This window comes from Kitasatospora sp. NPDC101183, from assembly GCF_044767945.1.
GTDB lineage: Bacteria > Actinomycetota > Actinomycetes > Streptomycetales > Streptomycetaceae > Kitasatospora.
In genome coordinates, this window is sequence record NZ_JBIWOW010000001.1 from 368,617 (window position 1) to 382,548 (window position 13,932).

General features: G+C 72.4%; 13 protein-coding genes. 3 read left to right on the forward strand and 10 right to left on the reverse strand.

Annotation, left to right across the window (positions count from 1 at the left end):
- Positions 1-45: 45 nt before the first annotated feature.
- The 5 genes from ACIRRS_RS01525 to ACIRRS_RS01545 form a co-directional block, all read right to left on the reverse strand.
- A complete protein-coding gene (locus tag ACIRRS_RS01525) occupies positions 46-1,509 on the reverse strand; it encodes an APC family permease (protein ID WP_402963190.1) in 1,464 nt (487 codons plus the stop codon).
- Positions 1,510-1,663: 154 nt separating this feature from the next.
- Complete coding sequence (locus ACIRRS_RS01530; protein WP_402963193.1) at positions 1,664-2,296, reverse strand: TetR/AcrR family transcriptional regulator; 633 nt, start codon at positions 2,294-2,296, stop codon at positions 1,664-1,666.
- A 69-nt stretch (positions 2,297-2,365) separates the two neighbouring features.
- Positions 2,366-3,166, reverse strand: coding sequence for an acetoacetate decarboxylase family protein (locus tag ACIRRS_RS01535; protein ID WP_402963196.1), 801 nt, complete (start codon positions 3,164-3,166; stop codon positions 2,366-2,368).
- Positions 3,163-4,401 carry an NAD(P)/FAD-dependent oxidoreductase gene (locus ACIRRS_RS01540; protein ID WP_402963199.1) on the reverse strand — a complete coding sequence of 413 codons (1,239 nt, stop codon included), beginning with the start codon at positions 4,399-4,401 and terminating at the stop codon, positions 3,163-3,165. Before ACIRRS_RS01540 ends, ACIRRS_RS01535 begins: the two co-directional genes overlap by 4 nt.
- A 28-nt stretch (positions 4,402-4,429) precedes the next feature.
- Entirely contained in the window at positions 4,430-4,618 is a 189-nt protein-coding gene (locus ACIRRS_RS01545) for a ferredoxin (RefSeq protein WP_402963202.1), read from the reverse strand.
- Positions 4,619-4,931: 313 nt separating this feature from the next.
- Between ACIRRS_RS01545 and ACIRRS_RS01550 the strand changes: the two genes are divergently transcribed.
- The 3 genes from ACIRRS_RS01550 to ACIRRS_RS01560 all read left to right on the forward strand — a co-directional run bounded on the left by ACIRRS_RS01550 (position 4,932) and on the right by ACIRRS_RS01560 (position 8,153).
- Positions 4,932-6,281: a glutamine synthetase family protein gene (locus ACIRRS_RS01550; protein WP_402963205.1), complete on the forward strand. Its 1,350-nt coding sequence runs from the start codon at positions 4,932-4,934 to the stop codon at positions 6,279-6,281.
- A gap of 73 nt (positions 6,282-6,354) precedes the next feature.
- Complete coding sequence (locus ACIRRS_RS01555; RefSeq protein WP_402963548.1) at positions 6,355-7,602, forward strand: cytochrome P450; 1,248 nt, start codon at positions 6,355-6,357, stop codon at positions 7,600-7,602.
- A 71-nt stretch (positions 7,603-7,673) separates the two neighbouring features.
- Entirely contained in the window at positions 7,674-8,153 is a 480-nt protein-coding gene (locus tag ACIRRS_RS01560; protein WP_402963208.1) for a GPP34 family phosphoprotein, read from the forward strand.
- Between the two features lie 3 nt (positions 8,154-8,156).
- Here the strand turns inward: ACIRRS_RS01560 and ACIRRS_RS01565 are convergent, their stop codons facing one another.
- From ACIRRS_RS01565 to ACIRRS_RS01585, 5 genes are all read right to left on the reverse strand, one after another.
- Entirely contained in the window at positions 8,157-8,693 is a 537-nt protein-coding gene (locus ACIRRS_RS01565; RefSeq protein ID WP_402963211.1) for a hypothetical protein, read from the reverse strand.
- 799 nt (positions 8,694-9,492) lie between these two features.
- Positions 9,493-10,986, reverse strand: a complete 1,494-nt coding sequence (locus tag ACIRRS_RS01570; protein WP_402963214.1) for a SulP family inorganic anion transporter — start codon at positions 10,984-10,986, stop codon at positions 9,493-9,495.
- Positions 10,987-11,116: 130 nt separating this feature from the next.
- Positions 11,117-11,716, reverse strand: a complete 600-nt coding sequence (locus tag ACIRRS_RS01575) for a carbonic anhydrase (protein WP_402963217.1) — start codon at positions 11,714-11,716, stop codon at positions 11,117-11,119.
- Positions 11,717-12,084: 368 nt separating this feature from the next.
- Positions 12,085-12,237 (reverse strand): hypothetical protein, encoded by a 153-nt coding sequence (locus tag ACIRRS_RS01580; protein ID WP_402963220.1) that lies wholly within the window; start codon positions 12,235-12,237, stop codon positions 12,085-12,087.
- Positions 12,238-12,246: 9 nt separating this feature from the next.
- Positions 12,247-13,845: a lipoxygenase family protein gene (locus ACIRRS_RS01585; RefSeq protein ID WP_402963223.1), complete on the reverse strand. Its 1,599-nt coding sequence runs from the start codon at positions 13,843-13,845 to the stop codon at positions 12,247-12,249.
- Between the last annotated feature and the right edge of the window lie 87 nt (positions 13,846-13,932).

The window sequence follows — 13,932 nt, forward strand, 5'->3', positions numbered from 1 at the left end:
GCACGATGGGCCGGCGCCCGGCGGGCGCCGGCCCGACGGGGAGCGCTACGAGGCGTCGGCCTTGCGGCGGGCGCGGGTGAGGCGGGAGGTGACGGCGCCGGCGGCCAGGACGGCGGGGACGGCGAGGATCAGGCTGGTCGCGGTGCCCGCGCTCCCGCCGATCAGGGTGGTGAAGTTGCTGAGGACCAGCCAGATGGCGCCGGTGAGGCCGAGGGCTCCCAGGACGGGAGCGATCAGGGTGTTCCAGGGGCGGGTGTCGAGGCGCTCGCGGCGGAAGAAGACGATCACCGAACACGAGGTCAGCAGGTACAGCACCAGGCAGGCGAGGACGCCGACGCCGCTGAACCAGGAGAACAGGGCCAGGACCGGGTCCTTGCCGAACAGGGCGAACGGCGCGACGAGCGCGGCGGCGACCAGGGTCTGGACGCAGCCCGCGGCCCAGGGCGAGTGGCGGCGGTTGAGGGAGCGCAGGCGTCCGGGGAGCAGTCCGTCGCGGCTGAGCGAGAACAGGTAGCGGTTGGCGGAGTTGTGGAAGGCGAGGACGCCCGCGAACAGCGAGGTGGCCAGCAGGACCGGCAGGACGGTGGTGACCCAGCCGCCGAACCGGTCGGCGATCGGCGCGAACACGAAGGCGGTGCTGTCCCCGCCGTTGACGGCCGCCGCGGCGGCGTCGCTGACGTGGGAGGCGCCGTAGGAGGAGACCAGCATCCAGGAGACGAAGGCGAAGAAGGCCGTGATCACGCCGACGGACACGTACGTGGCGCGCGGGACGGTGCGGCGCGGCTCGCGGGCCTCCTCGCCGTAGATGGCGGTGGCCTCGAAGCCGAACATGGAGGCCACCGCGAACATCAGGGCGACGCCGGGGGCGCCCTTGAGGGCCGCGCCGGGCGAGAAGCTGTCGGTGAAGCCGAGGCCCTGCGGGCCGCCGCCCTTGACGAGGGTCACCACCGCGAAGGCGAGCAGGATGCTCGACTCGGCGAGGACGAAAACGGCGAGCACCTTGGCGCCCATCTCGATGCCGGTGGCGCCGAGCACCTGGACGAGCGCCATGGTGGCCAGGGAGAAGACCCACCAGGGCACGTCCACGTGGGCGTAGTGGACGACCAGGCCGTTGACGGTGGCGCCGTAGAGCCCGTACATGGCCGCCTGGACGGAGCAGTAGGCGAAGAACGCGACCGCCGCGCTGCCCGTGCCGGTGGCGTGGCCGAGGCCCCGGCCGATGTAGGTGTAGAAGGCCCCGGCGTCGACGACGTGGCGGCCCATGGCGACGAAGCCGACGGAGAAGAGCAGGATCACGGCGCCGACGGCGGCGTAGGCGGCGGGTGCGCCCGCGCCGTTGCCGAAGGCGATGGCGACGGGGACGGCGCCGGCGATGCCGGTGAGCGGCGCCTGGGCGGAGAGGACGAAGAAGAGGATGCCCAGGACGCCCAGTGCGTTGGGCTTGAGCTTGCCGGGGGCCGGGGTGCTGCCTTGCCGGGAGTGGTCGGGAGTGACCGTCTGACTGTCCACTCGGATCACCTGCTTGAGGAGGGAGGCTACTGTTTAGAGCCAAACGAGTTGCCTCATCCTGGGGTGAAACTATCCACCTGACAAGGGGTTTGGAGCGTGGAGTTCCAGGGGGCCGGTCAAGACTTGGTCACGGCCGTCAGGTGGTGACGAAGCGTCAGATTCGCTCGGCGGCAGGGATGTTGGCGGGGTCGAGGAGCTGGAGCAGGGAGCGCAGCCGGGCCAGCGCGGCCTCGGTGACATCCGGCTCCTCGAAGACGAGCTGGTGCAGGACCAGCCCGTCCAGGGCCGCGAAGACGAGTCGCGTCAGCCCGTCGTCCGCGCCCTCGGGCAGCATCAGGGAGAGCTCGCGCCGGGTGGCGTCGAAGTACTCGTCGTACAACACCCGTACCTGCGTGAGGAGTTCGGGGCGGCGCCGGGCTTCGAGGAGCAGGTCGTACTGGAAGGCCTGGGTGTCCGGGTCGGAGCTGACCATCTCGGAGACGCCCGCGGAGAAGTCCGCGAGCCGGCCGGTGCCGCTGCCGAGGGCGCTGGTGTTGAGGCTGGTGCGGATGGTGTGGGCGAGCGCCGCCTCGATCAGGGCGTCGCGGGAGCCGAAGTGGTGGACGACCAGGCCGTGGGTGACGCCCGCCTCCTGGGCCACCGCCCGGTAGGTGAGCTTGCGCAGCCCGCCCCGGGCGACCACGCGTACGGCGGCGCGCAGCAGCGCCTCGCGCCCCGTGCCGTAGCCGGCCGCCTTGCGCGCCCCGTGTGCTTCGCCCGGGCGGCCCGCCTCGTTGGTCTCCGTCATGCCGGTGACCCTACAAGGCGTGCCGCCCGCGGCCGGGGCGCGATCACGCACGCTCCCGGTGGGCCCGGATCACACCGTGGTGTTCGAGGCGAGCAGCCGCCCGCCGTCCCAGGTGACGCCGACCTGGCGGTAGTAGGCGCCGATCGGCTCCCAGACCTCCAGTCGGGCCAGCTCCTCGGTCGGGGCCTCGAAGAGGTCCAACTCCGCGTCGGCGGACCAGGGTTGCCCGCCCTCGAAGGCCGCCGCGCCGGACTCCACCAGCTCGTCCAGCGCCAGGCCACCGCCCTTCTCGACGGAGGGCAGCCAGCGGTGGTGCGCCATGGGATGGCCGTTGACGAAGCCGTTGGTCTCGGCCGGTTCGCGCAGCGTCACCACCGCCTGCGCGAGCCGCCGGTCCGCCGCCGCGAGGGTCGCGCCGAAGCGGGCGCCGGCCTCGATGCGGGGCGCGGGGCCGTACGGGTGGGGGCGGGTCAGGTGGATCGAGCCGAGCTTCTTCGGGTAGCCCTGGTGGAGGCCGCGGGCGATCGCGAAGTCCTTGTCGACCCAGATGTAGACGCAGCGCGAGAAGGTGCGGCCCTGGTAGGAGCAGCGGACGACGGCGAAGGCCTCCTTGTACTGGGCGCGCACCGGGTCCAGCAGTTCCTCGTGGCCGGTGGAGCAGGACTGCCAGTCGGCCCAGATGAGGGCGACCGCGCCCGGGTCCTCCTCGGCGAGTTCCAGCGGCTCGGGCAGGAGTTCCCGCACCCGGGCGGGGTCGGTGCGGTACTCGACGGTGAGCAGGTCACCGGAGTAGTGCCACGGCGGCGCCGGGATCAGGGAGGAGCGGCCGGTGCCGCTCTTGGGGTGGAACCAGCCACGCGGGGTGGTCATGGGGACTCCTTGAGGGGGGTGGTGGGCTGCTGCAGCAGTTCGGTGCGGTAGCGGGCCGCGGCGGCGGTGGCGGAGCGGCCGCCGAGGGCGAGGACGCCGACGAGGCGGTCGTCGCGGTGGTAGCCGACGAGGAGGTCGTCGCCCGGGCCGTCGGAGAGCGTCCGGACGTCGCCGGTGCCGAGGGCGGGGGCGCCGAAGGACTGGAGGCGGAAGTCGTGCTGGTCGCTCCAGAAGCTCGGCAGCGGGGCGAAGGGCGCCTGCCCGGCGTCCTCCCCGTGCAGGTGGGCGACGAGGGCGCGCGCCGCGTGCCGGGCGGTGTCCGTCGGGATGCACCAGTGCTCGACGCGGCGCGGGACGCCGTCGTAGCGGGCGTTGGGGAAGCGGGCGACATCGCCGACCGTGACCACGTGGGGCAGGCCGCCGACGCGCAGGTGCTCGTCGGTGAGGACGCCGTCGGTGAGGTCGAGGCCGTTGCCGGCGAGCCACTCGGTGTTGGGGAGGGAGCCGACGGACTCCACGACGACGTCGGCGGGCAGCTCGGTGCCATCGGTCAGGACCGCGCCGGTGACGTTCGTCGTACCGGTGAAGGCGGAGACGCCCGTACCGAGGGCGAAGCGGACGCCGCGCTCCCGATGGCGGCGCAGCAGCTCCCGGGCGGGGAGTTCGCCCAGGGCCCGCAGCATCGGCAGCGGCTCGGGGTCGACCACGGTGACCTCGGCGGCGCCGAGGGCGAGGGCGGTGGCGGCGACCTCGCAGCCGATGAACCCCGCGCCGACGACGACCACCCGCACGCCGGGGCCGCCGGGGCTACCCGGTCGCAGCAGCGCGGCCCGCAGTCCCTCCGCGTCGTCCAGGGTGCGGACGGTGTGCCGTCCGACCGTCGGCCCGGGGCAGCGCAGCCGCCGGGCCCGGGTGCCGGTGGCGACGACGAGGCCGTCGAAGTCCAGCTGTTCGCCGTCGCCGAGGACGACCCGGCGCCCGGCCAGGTCGGCGGAGGCGACGCGGGTGCCGAGGCGCCACTCGACGTCGGCGACGGACTCGCGCAGGGCGAAGGCGAGGGAGGCGAACGGCGCCTTGCCCGAGAGCGCCTCCTTCGACAACGGCGGCCGGTTGTACGGGAGGTGGGCTTCCTCGCCGAGGACGGTGACGGCGCCCCGCCAGCCCGCGGCGCGCAGCTGTTCGGCGGCGCGCAGGCCGCCGAGGGAGGCTCCGGCGACGAGGACGCGGGCGGTCATCGCGGCTCCCGCCGCGGACGGCCGGGCATCAGTCCTCGATCCGGATGGCCTGGAGGGGGCAGACGTCGGCCGCCTCCTCGACCTCCTCGCGCAGCGCCTCGTCCGGGTCGCTCAGGTGGGCGAGGCGGCCGGTGTCGTCGAAGCGGAAGACGTCGGGGGCGGCGAAGACGCACTGGCCGTGGTCCTGGCACTTGTTCATGTCGACGACGACCTTCATGGCCGGTCCTCCTGGGGTGGGAGTGCGTCGGGGAAGAGGGGTCCCGGCAGCCGGTGGCCTGTGCGCGGCCGGCTGCCGGGACGCTGCCAACGGGGGCGGCGAGGCCGCCCCCGAACTCGTTTGGCATCAAATAACGTAGGGCGGGCACCGGCCCCGGTCAAGAGCTATCCGAATGGATAAATTCTCTGCTCCGCCCCTTGCGGGCCATGCGCGGTCGCCCTAGCGTTTGAGGCCAAATGACGCGGGTGTCCACGCCCCGCCCCCCGCGTCCCGCACTCCTTCCCCCCGCACACTCCCGCCCCAGGAGGCACCGGTGAGCGCATCCGCGCCCTCAGACATCAGCGACCGACTCCAGCGCCTGGCCGCCGAGGGCGTCGACGTCGTCCGGGTGACCTACCCCGACCTCATCGGCACCGACCGCGCCCGTGACGTCCTCCTCGACCACCTCCCATCCGCCTGCTCGCACGGCCTCGCCTTCTGCCGCGCCGTCTACCACACCGGCCCCCAGGGACACGTGATCCCCGTCCCCGGCGGCCTCGACGCCGGCCTCCCCGACGTCACCGTGCGCCCCGACCTGGACACCCTGGTCAAACTCCCCTGGGAGCCGGGCGTCGCCACCTGCCTCGGCGAGGTCACCGACCCCCGCACCGGCGCCCCCGCCCCCGAATCGCCGCGCGACCTGCTGCGCACCGTCCTCGCCCGCTGCGCCGAGCACGGGCTGCGCCCGGTGGTCGGCCCGGAGCTGGAGTACTTCCTCTGCTCGCCCGCCCCCGGCGGCGGCTGGCAGCGGTACTCCGAGGCCGAGGGCGCCGTCTACACCGCCGGCCTGCGTGCCGACCCGACCAACCATCTACTGCGCACCCTGCGCCAGCTGCGCGAACTCGGCATCGGCGTCATCTCCGGCAACCACGAGTTCGACGGCGGCCAGTTCGAGATCAACCTCGCCCACTCCGAGGCCCTGGACGCGGCCGACCGCGCCTTCCGCTTCAAGAGCGCCGTCAAGGAACTCGCCCGCCAGGAAGGCAAGTTGGCCACCTTCATGGCCAAGCCCTTCAACGGCTCCGGCGGCTCGGGATTCCACCTCCACCTCTCCTGCGCCGACGCGGAGGGCGGCAACGCCTTCGACGACCCGGCCGCACCGTACGGGCTCTCCGCCACCGCCCGGCACGCCGTCGCCGGCATCCTGGCCCACGCCCCCGCGCTGGCGGCCCTCGCCAACCCGACCGTCAACTCCTACAAGCGCTTCGGCCCGGACACCCTCGCCCCATGGCTCATCGACTGGGGCCTCGACAACCGCAGCGCCATGGTCCGCATCCCCCCGGAGCGCGGCTCCGGCGCCCGCTTCGAACTGCGCCTCGGCGACGCGAGCGCCAACCCCTACCTGCTGATCGCCGCCGTGGCGGCCGCCGCCCTCCTCGGCGTCCTCGCCGGCGAGGAGCCCCCCGCACCGCTGGACGGCTACGGCTACGACCCCACCCGCTCCGAGATCCTCCCGGCGGGCCTGCCGGCCGCGCTCGACGCCCTGGAGGCCGACACCGCGCTGACCGGGCTGCTCGGCGAGGAGTTCACCGCCTCCTTCCTCGCCTACAAGCGCAACGAGGTCGCCCGCTTCCAACGGCACGTCACCGACTGGGAGTTCGACGAGTACGCCTACCACCTCTGAACCCCGGCAGGAGAGAACCGTGACCGCCACCCCCGCCACCGCCGCCGAACTCCGGGCGCGCCTCGACGAGCCGATGCCCCTCGGCGAGGTCGACCTCGCCGACCTCGACAACTTCGCCGACGGCGTCACCCCCTGGCGCATGTTCCGCACCCTGCGCCGCCAGGACCCCGTCCACTGGCAGCCCGAACCCGCGCCCAACTCCGGCTTCTGGGCCGTCACCCGGCATGCGGACATCGCCCGCGTCGACCGCGACGCCGAGACGTTCACCTCCACCCGGTTCGTCAACCTGGAGGAGGTCGACGAGGACCAGATCGCCAGGCGCGCCTCCGTCCTGGAGCTGGACGGCGTCCGCCACCGCGCCCTGCGCTCCCTCCTGCAACGGCAGTTCGGGCAGGCCACCGTCAACGCGTACGCCGACTTCCTGCGCGGGCTGACCGCGCGGACCCTGGACGCGGCGCTCGCCAAGGGCCGCTTCGACTTCGTCGCCGAGGTCTCCGCCGACTTCCCCATCAACGTACTGGCCCGGCTCCTCGACGTCCCGCCCGAGGACAACCGGAAGCTCATCGACTGGGGCAACCGCATCATCGGCAACACCGACCCCGACTACGCCGACGTGCTGCTCCACAGCGCGGAGAGCGAGCAGTACCGCGACCTGCCCTTCCGCTCCCCGGCCTCGCTCGAAGTCTTCGAGTACGGCCGCGAGTTGGTCCGGCAGCGGCGCGGCGGCGACGGCACCGACCTCGTCTCCCGGCTGGTCAACGGCACCCCGCGCGACGGCGTCCCGCTGTCGGACCGCGACTTCGACAACTACTTCCTGCTCCTCGTCGTCGCCGGGAACGAGACCACCCGGCACACGATCAGCCACGCGATGCTCGCCCTCCTCCAGCACCCCGACCAGCTCGCCCGCCTCCAGGAGGACCCCTCCCTCATCCCCACCGCCGTCGAGGAGTTCCTGCGCTGGGCCTCCCCCGTCTACCACTTCCGCCGCACCGCCACCCGCGACGTCGACCTCGGCGGCCGGCGGATCCGCGAGGGGGACAAGGTCGTCATGTGGTACGCCTCGGGCAACCGCGACGAGGAGGTCTTCCCCGACCCCGACGCCTTCGACGTCGCCCGACCGAACAACGACCACGTGAGCTTCGGCAAGGGCAGCCCGCACCTGTGCCTGGGCAACCTCCTGGCGCGCACCGAGATCCGCATCATGTTCGAGGAACTGGTCCCGCGCCTGTCGTCGATCCGCCTCACCGGCGACGTCCCCCGGGTCCGCTCCAACTTCGTCAACGGCATCAAAAAGCTGCCGGTGGACGTCACCCTCGCCTGAACACCCGACGGGCGGCGGCTCCTCCCCCACGTCCTGCGGCGCACGCGGCAGGAGGCCGTATCGTCGGTGCCATGAGCCGAGGACTCCACCTGGACGCCTACCTGCTGGCCTACGACACCGGGGCGCAGTCCCTCCAGGACCGTACCCGGGCGGGCTTCCTGGTGCGCGCCGCCGCCCTGGCCGAACTCGCCCACCGGGGCGCCGTCGAGGAGGACGGGGCCGGGCGGGTGCGGATCGTCTCCGCCGCCGCCACCGGGGACCCGGTCCTGGACGCGCTGCTCTCGGAGGTGGGCGAGTCCAGGGTGAGGCCGGCGGTGACGGCCGCGAAGTCCTGGCGCAGGCCCCGGGCCAGGCTGGAAAGGGAGGGGAAGCCGGTGGCTACGGCTCGTGCGATCCAGCCGGCGAGGTCTTGGCCCCGGCGCTTGGTCATCATCTCGGCGAAGGTGCGCACGCAGTCCGCGACCGCGTCCAGCAGCGGGCAGCGGGCCAGATCGACATCGAGCGGGAGAGCGTTACGAGTACACGCAGGTACAGGCAGAGGTTCGGCATGAAAGTCAGGCCGGCGGGTTCGGCCCATCCTGCTGCCGGTCGGGCACTGTCTGTCGTGCCAGTTCAGCCAGCAGTGCCTGACCCTGACGTGTGTAGACTCGCGGGACCTCCCAGCCCACTACGGCGGGGCCGCGCACTCCGATGACGACCCGCTCCGTCTTGGTCAACAAACCCGGGTCGGCGACCGGCTCACCGATCCACTCAATCTGCTCGCGGGGCACCTCGTACACCAGCGTCTTCGGCTTGTTCGTCAAAGAGCTGTTCTCGAATATCAGTAGCCGCAGGTTGGTGACGGCGACGGTGCACCGCTGGGGCAGCGGCACTCGTGAACCGGCTGCGCGGGGATCGATGTTTGCTCTTCCTCCCGCACCTATGAGGGATCCGGCAATGGTCCCGACGACACCGAGGCTGTGTGGCAGCGCGGTGGCGGCGTACTCGCGCATACCCCCCAGCCGGGCCGCCGGAGTGGCGTTCACCACCAGTTCGCCGTCCCTGAGCCCACGCTTCATCCGCCGTGAGACCTTGCGCGTCAAGTAGGACATCGGGCCACTTTCGTCAGCCGACGGACACCGAGCGTGATCAAAAATCAGCGTACATCCATAGCCCGTGCGGCGTCACCGAAATCAGCCTGCTCGCCGGAACCGTTGCACGGGTTCGGCACGTCAGTTCCAAGCTCCTTGATCCAGGCGGTTTCTGATGATTCATCATGTGACTGGAGGTGATGGGAGCCCGCCTCTCCTGCTCCAGTGGTTCGTTCTTCTCGGAGATCCGCGCTCGAAGGACGGGTACTCCTTCACTGCGGTGACGCCGGTGGGGTGACGGCGGTCGTGGCAAGCGGTTCTGATCCGCTTCTTGCGGGGCGGTGACAAGACGTCACAACCACGTGGAAGGATGGCCGTTCGAGTGACTGCAGCGTGTTCTCGACGTTCTCCACGGCGTTCTCCCATCTGTCCTGCGTGGTGGTGGACGAGGTCAAAGCGGACGGTGGTGGGATGGTCCTCACGGCGCGGTCGGCGACGCGCGAGGCGGCTTGTCCCGACTGTGGCATGGTGTCCGGCCGGGTCCACGGTGCGGGCTGAACCTGACGATGGTCGCGGCCCGGGGCGGCGCGGGCGGGAGCTGAAACGCCGTCCGTCGGCGGGCCGCCAGGGCGTTGGAATCCGCGCACGGGTGCGTCGATGGACACCGCCGTCGAGCAGACCGGCATGGAGGGCGGCGGCATCACCCCCGACGGCCTGCCGCAGGGCCGGCCGCCTGAGGACCCTGACGGCCTGGGTGAAGGGGGTGTCCGGTCCTCGCCGAGTCGGCCCGGACCGGACACCCTCCCCCAACGGCCTGCGGTCAGGCCGCCACCACCGGGAGCCCGACCAACTCGGCGGAGCCGCTGCGGTTGTGGCGCTCCTGCCACTGTTCCAGCGCACTGTGGCAGGCGTGGTCGAGGTGGCGCACACCGGAGAGGTCGAGCCTGACGGGCCGGTCCGCGGGCAGCTCCGCCAGCGACTCCAGGGTCTCCAGCAGCCTCGGCAGCCGCAGGAAGGTGGCGTTCCCGATCAGGGTCACCCGTACGGTGCCGTCCGCCGGGTCGGGATCGGCGACGGCGATGGTCAGGTGGGAGGTGTCCCAGGCGCTCTTGAGCACCGCGAGGAGCAGGCCGAGCAGCACGCCTTCGAGCAGGTTGGTCACCACGATCGCCACGGCGGTGACCGTCAGGATCGCCGCCTCCCCCCGGTCGGCCCGCCAGAGCGGGCGCAGCGCCCGGAGCGGGACCAGCTTGGCGCCGGCGTGCACCAGGACGCCCGCCAGGGCGGCGAGCGGGATGGCGGAGAGCGCGGCCGGGAACAGCGCCGCGAACAGCAGCAGCCACACCCCGTGGAGCACCCGGGAGGCCTTGGTGCGGGCGCCGGCCTGCACGTTGGCGGCGCTGCGCACGATCACGGCGGTCATCGGCAGCGCGCCGAGGAATCCGCAGACGGTGTTGCCGACGCCCTGGGCGAGCAGTTCGCGGTCGTAGTCGGTGCGCGGCCCCTCGTGCAGGCGGTCGACGGCCGCGGCGCTGAACAGGCTCTCGGCCGAGGCGATCAGCGCGAACGCGAGCGCCGTTCCGAGGACGCCGGCGCTGCCGAGCGCGGCGAGGTCGGAGCCCGTGGGCAGGTGGACGACGTCCAGGAGGCCGGCCACCCGGACCCGGGCCACGGACAGGTCGAGGAGCGCGGTGACGGCCGTCGCGAGGGCGACGGCGGCGAGCGGCGCGGGCACGAGGCGGGCCCGGGCGGGCAGCCGGGGCCAGAGCACCAGGACCGCCACCGTCCCGGCGCCGATCGCGGCGGCGGCGAGGGCCTGCGGGCTCCGCGCGACGTCGAGGGCCAGGCCCGGGAGGCCGGCCAGCTTGGCGATCCCGCCGGCCGGGCCCTTGGCGTCGGCCAGGGAGTAGAGCTGACCGGCGATCAGGACGAGGCCGATCCCGGCGAGCATGCCCTGCACCACGGAGACGGATATCGCCCGGAAGAGCCGGCCCAACCGGGCGGCTCCCATGGCGAGTTGGAGCAGGCCGGCGGTGGCGGTGATGACGCCGAGCGCGGCGAGGCCGTGCTCCTGGACGGCGGCGAGGACGAGCACGGTCAGGCCGGCGGCGGGGCCGGACACCTGGAGGCTGCTGCCGGGCATCAGCCCGGTCACCAGGCCGCCCACGATGCCGGTGATCAGGCCGAGTTCGGCCGGGACACCGGAGGCGACGGCCACGCCCACGCAGAGCGGGAGGGCGACCAGGAAGACGACGACGGAGGCGGGGAGGTCAGAGCGCAGAGTGCTCAGCCGAAGGGCGGGACGACGGGTCATCGGGTCCTCGGGAGAGTAGCGGTGCGGACGGTCTCGGTCCGGACGGTGGTGGCGGTGATGTGGACGGCGCCGAGGGCGCGGGGCCGGTCGGCCCCGGATCGCGGCGGACCGTACGGGTCGGACTGCGGCTTCACAGCGGCAGGAAGAGGCCGGCGTCGGGCCGGTGGGCGAGTACGAGCCCGGTGTGGATCTCGTAGAACCAGCCGTGCAGCCGGACCTCGCCCTCGCGCAGCCGCCGGGCCACGGCCGGATAGCCGCGCAGCCGATCCAGCTGGGTGAGGACGTGGCGCTGCACGGGCCCGGCGACGGTGGGGTCGAACACGTCGGCCCCGGCGCCGAGTTCGGCCGGGTCGGCCTGGCGGAGCCAGTCGCGGACGGCGGGGACGACGCTGAGGTCCTCGCCGCGGACCACGGCGCCGACGGCGCCGCAGTGCGAGTGGCCGCAGACGACGATGTCGCGGACGCCGAGCACCTCGACGGCGTACTCGACGGTGGCGCTCTCGCCCGAGGCGTGGTCGGCCCGGTAGGCGGGCACGATGTTGCCCGCCGTGCGGAGTTCGAAGAGGTCGCCGGGGTCGGCGCCGGTGATCAGCGCGGGGACCACGCGCGAGTCCGAGCAGGTGATGAAGAGGGCCTGGGGCGCCTGGCCGGCGGCGAGGCCGGTGAGTTCCCGGCCGGTGTCGCCGGCGCGCTGCGGGAAGGCCCGGGCGCGGTCGATCAGCGGATCCATGAGGGTGCTGCCTCCTTCGTGCCCCTCGCGGCTCCGGCCGGAGGGGTAGTGGACGGGGCGGTGGCCCGGAACGGTACGCTCCGGGCGGACGGTTGCGTCGGCGCGACGGCCGCGACAGGTCGCCGGGCCGCGCCGTCAGCGGCGCCGTTCAGGCGGCCTATTGGCGCTTCAAGGGCGAGTAAAGCACGCACATGAGAAGAGTAAAGACGCGTTCCGAGCACAATGTGTGGTGATCTCGTTAACATCCTGTTACTTCACATGGGATCGTTCCATCCCGAATGTCGCCGCCGGGTCGGGAGGGCCGGCACGGGTTCGGGCCGGGGTGCTCGGGCCCGTCGGAGAGGTGATCGCTGACGGGTGATCATCCGTCAGCGGGACACCTCGGCGTTCGTCAGCACGAGCAAGGCCCGCAGGAGCGCCGTCGCGTGACGGGCGTTCATGCGGGCCTTGGTGAGGATGCGCCGGCTCCTCAGGTCGGCGAAACCGTGCTCGTCGGCCGCACGCTCGCGGCAGGACGGCATCCGAACCGTTCAGACGCTGATGCTGCTGGGCACCTTCGAGGGCTGCAGGTAGGTGTAGGGGCGGGCGCGGCGGGTGTTGCGGTCCTTGATCGTCTCTTCCGCGCCCTTCAGCGCCTTCTGGAACCGCCGGGCGGAGCCGGCCGCGCGGCCCAGCGCGATGTCGGGGCCGTAGTGCCCGATGCGGGTGGTGCGTGCTCCGACGAGCACGTTCGTCGCGCCGGCCTGCAGGACGGCGATGTCAGCGGGCGGGTAGTTGTCCATCCAGTCCTGCTCGGTGTGGCCGGTGCCGTGCGGTTCCGGGGTGAAGCCGGCCATCGGGGCGGCCGGGCAGAAGGACATCCAGTCGGCCTGCGAGAAGTTCACCGCCGCGTGCTGCGGCCCGGTGATCCACACCAGCGTCGTCAGGATCTCCACCAGGCCCTGCCTGTCGGAGACTCCGCCCGGCGTCGGGCCGAAGTCCCGCAGGTTCACGTTCCTGGCGAAGGACTGCAGCGCGGCGTCCGCGCGGACGTTCGCGTCGGAGCTGTAGAACGTGCCGACGAAGTCCGTGATCCACGCGCTGATCGCGTTCCACACCAGCATCCCGTCGTCGCGGTAGGGGTAGTGCGACAGCGCCTTGGTGTCGCCGGTCCTGTGCCCGGAGAACTGCCGGGGCAACGCGGCGCCCTGGAACGAGAAGGTGTCCAGATGCTTCTCGATGAAATCGTTCATGGACGGCACTGTGGCGGCGGTCAGCAGGTCGAACCAGCCGTCCTTCGGTGTCAGCAGGACCGGCACCTGGGCGTTGATGAACGGCATCCCCTCGAAGTGGTAGAACATCAGCCGTCCCACGGGATGCAGGTTCGACAGGTGCACCGCGGCCGATTCCAGGACCCGCCCGGCGACCAGGTGGGTGTTGGTGAGGTGGGTGACGGCCTCGTGCACGGTGTGATGGGCGACCTGCACCGTGTTGCGGGCCAGCAGCCAGCTGTAGCCGTCGGCGGGGGTGTAGATCCGCCGCCCCGCCGGGTCCTGGCCGCACTGGATCGCGAACGGCAGGGTCGCCCTGCCGTCCGCGGTGACGCACAGCGCGATCATCGGCGCATACATGTACTTCGCGCGGCCGTCGGTGTGCTTGCCCGCCTCCAGGGCCTCGGTGAGCGCGTAGTCCACCCAGTAGACGCGCCCGGCGGCCATCGCCGCACCGAGGTCGGGCGCGCCCAGTTCCGGCACGGCCGCCAGGTGGCGGGAGGTGATCGGGAACTTCGCCGGGACGCGGGTCATGCGGACCAGGCGGGTGGGGTCGGGGCCCGCGACGAACTGCTCGGCGAACGCGGCCTGGGTGCGGTAGGTGGAGGCGATGTCCGGCGGACTGAGCACGGGCTTGGTGAACACCGCGCGGTAGCCGTCCTCGGTCTGCACCACATCGCCCCCGACGACCGGCCCGGGGTAGAAGCCGAGGAGTTCCTGAAGTGTGTGCGGGGGGCCGGTGACCAGCCAGTTCGGGATGTTCGCGATGGAGTTCCTGAACTTCCATCGGCCGGAGTTCATCACGGCCTGGGTGTTGAGGAACACCCGCGTGACGGCACCGGCCTCCTGCGCCACCCAGGACGGGGTGGGGCCGGTCACGACGTTCAGTGTCGCGAATTTGGCCTTGAAATTGCTGCGGCGAGTGGGTTCGGACACGGTGGGAGCTCCTGTCACCTCGCGGAAGTT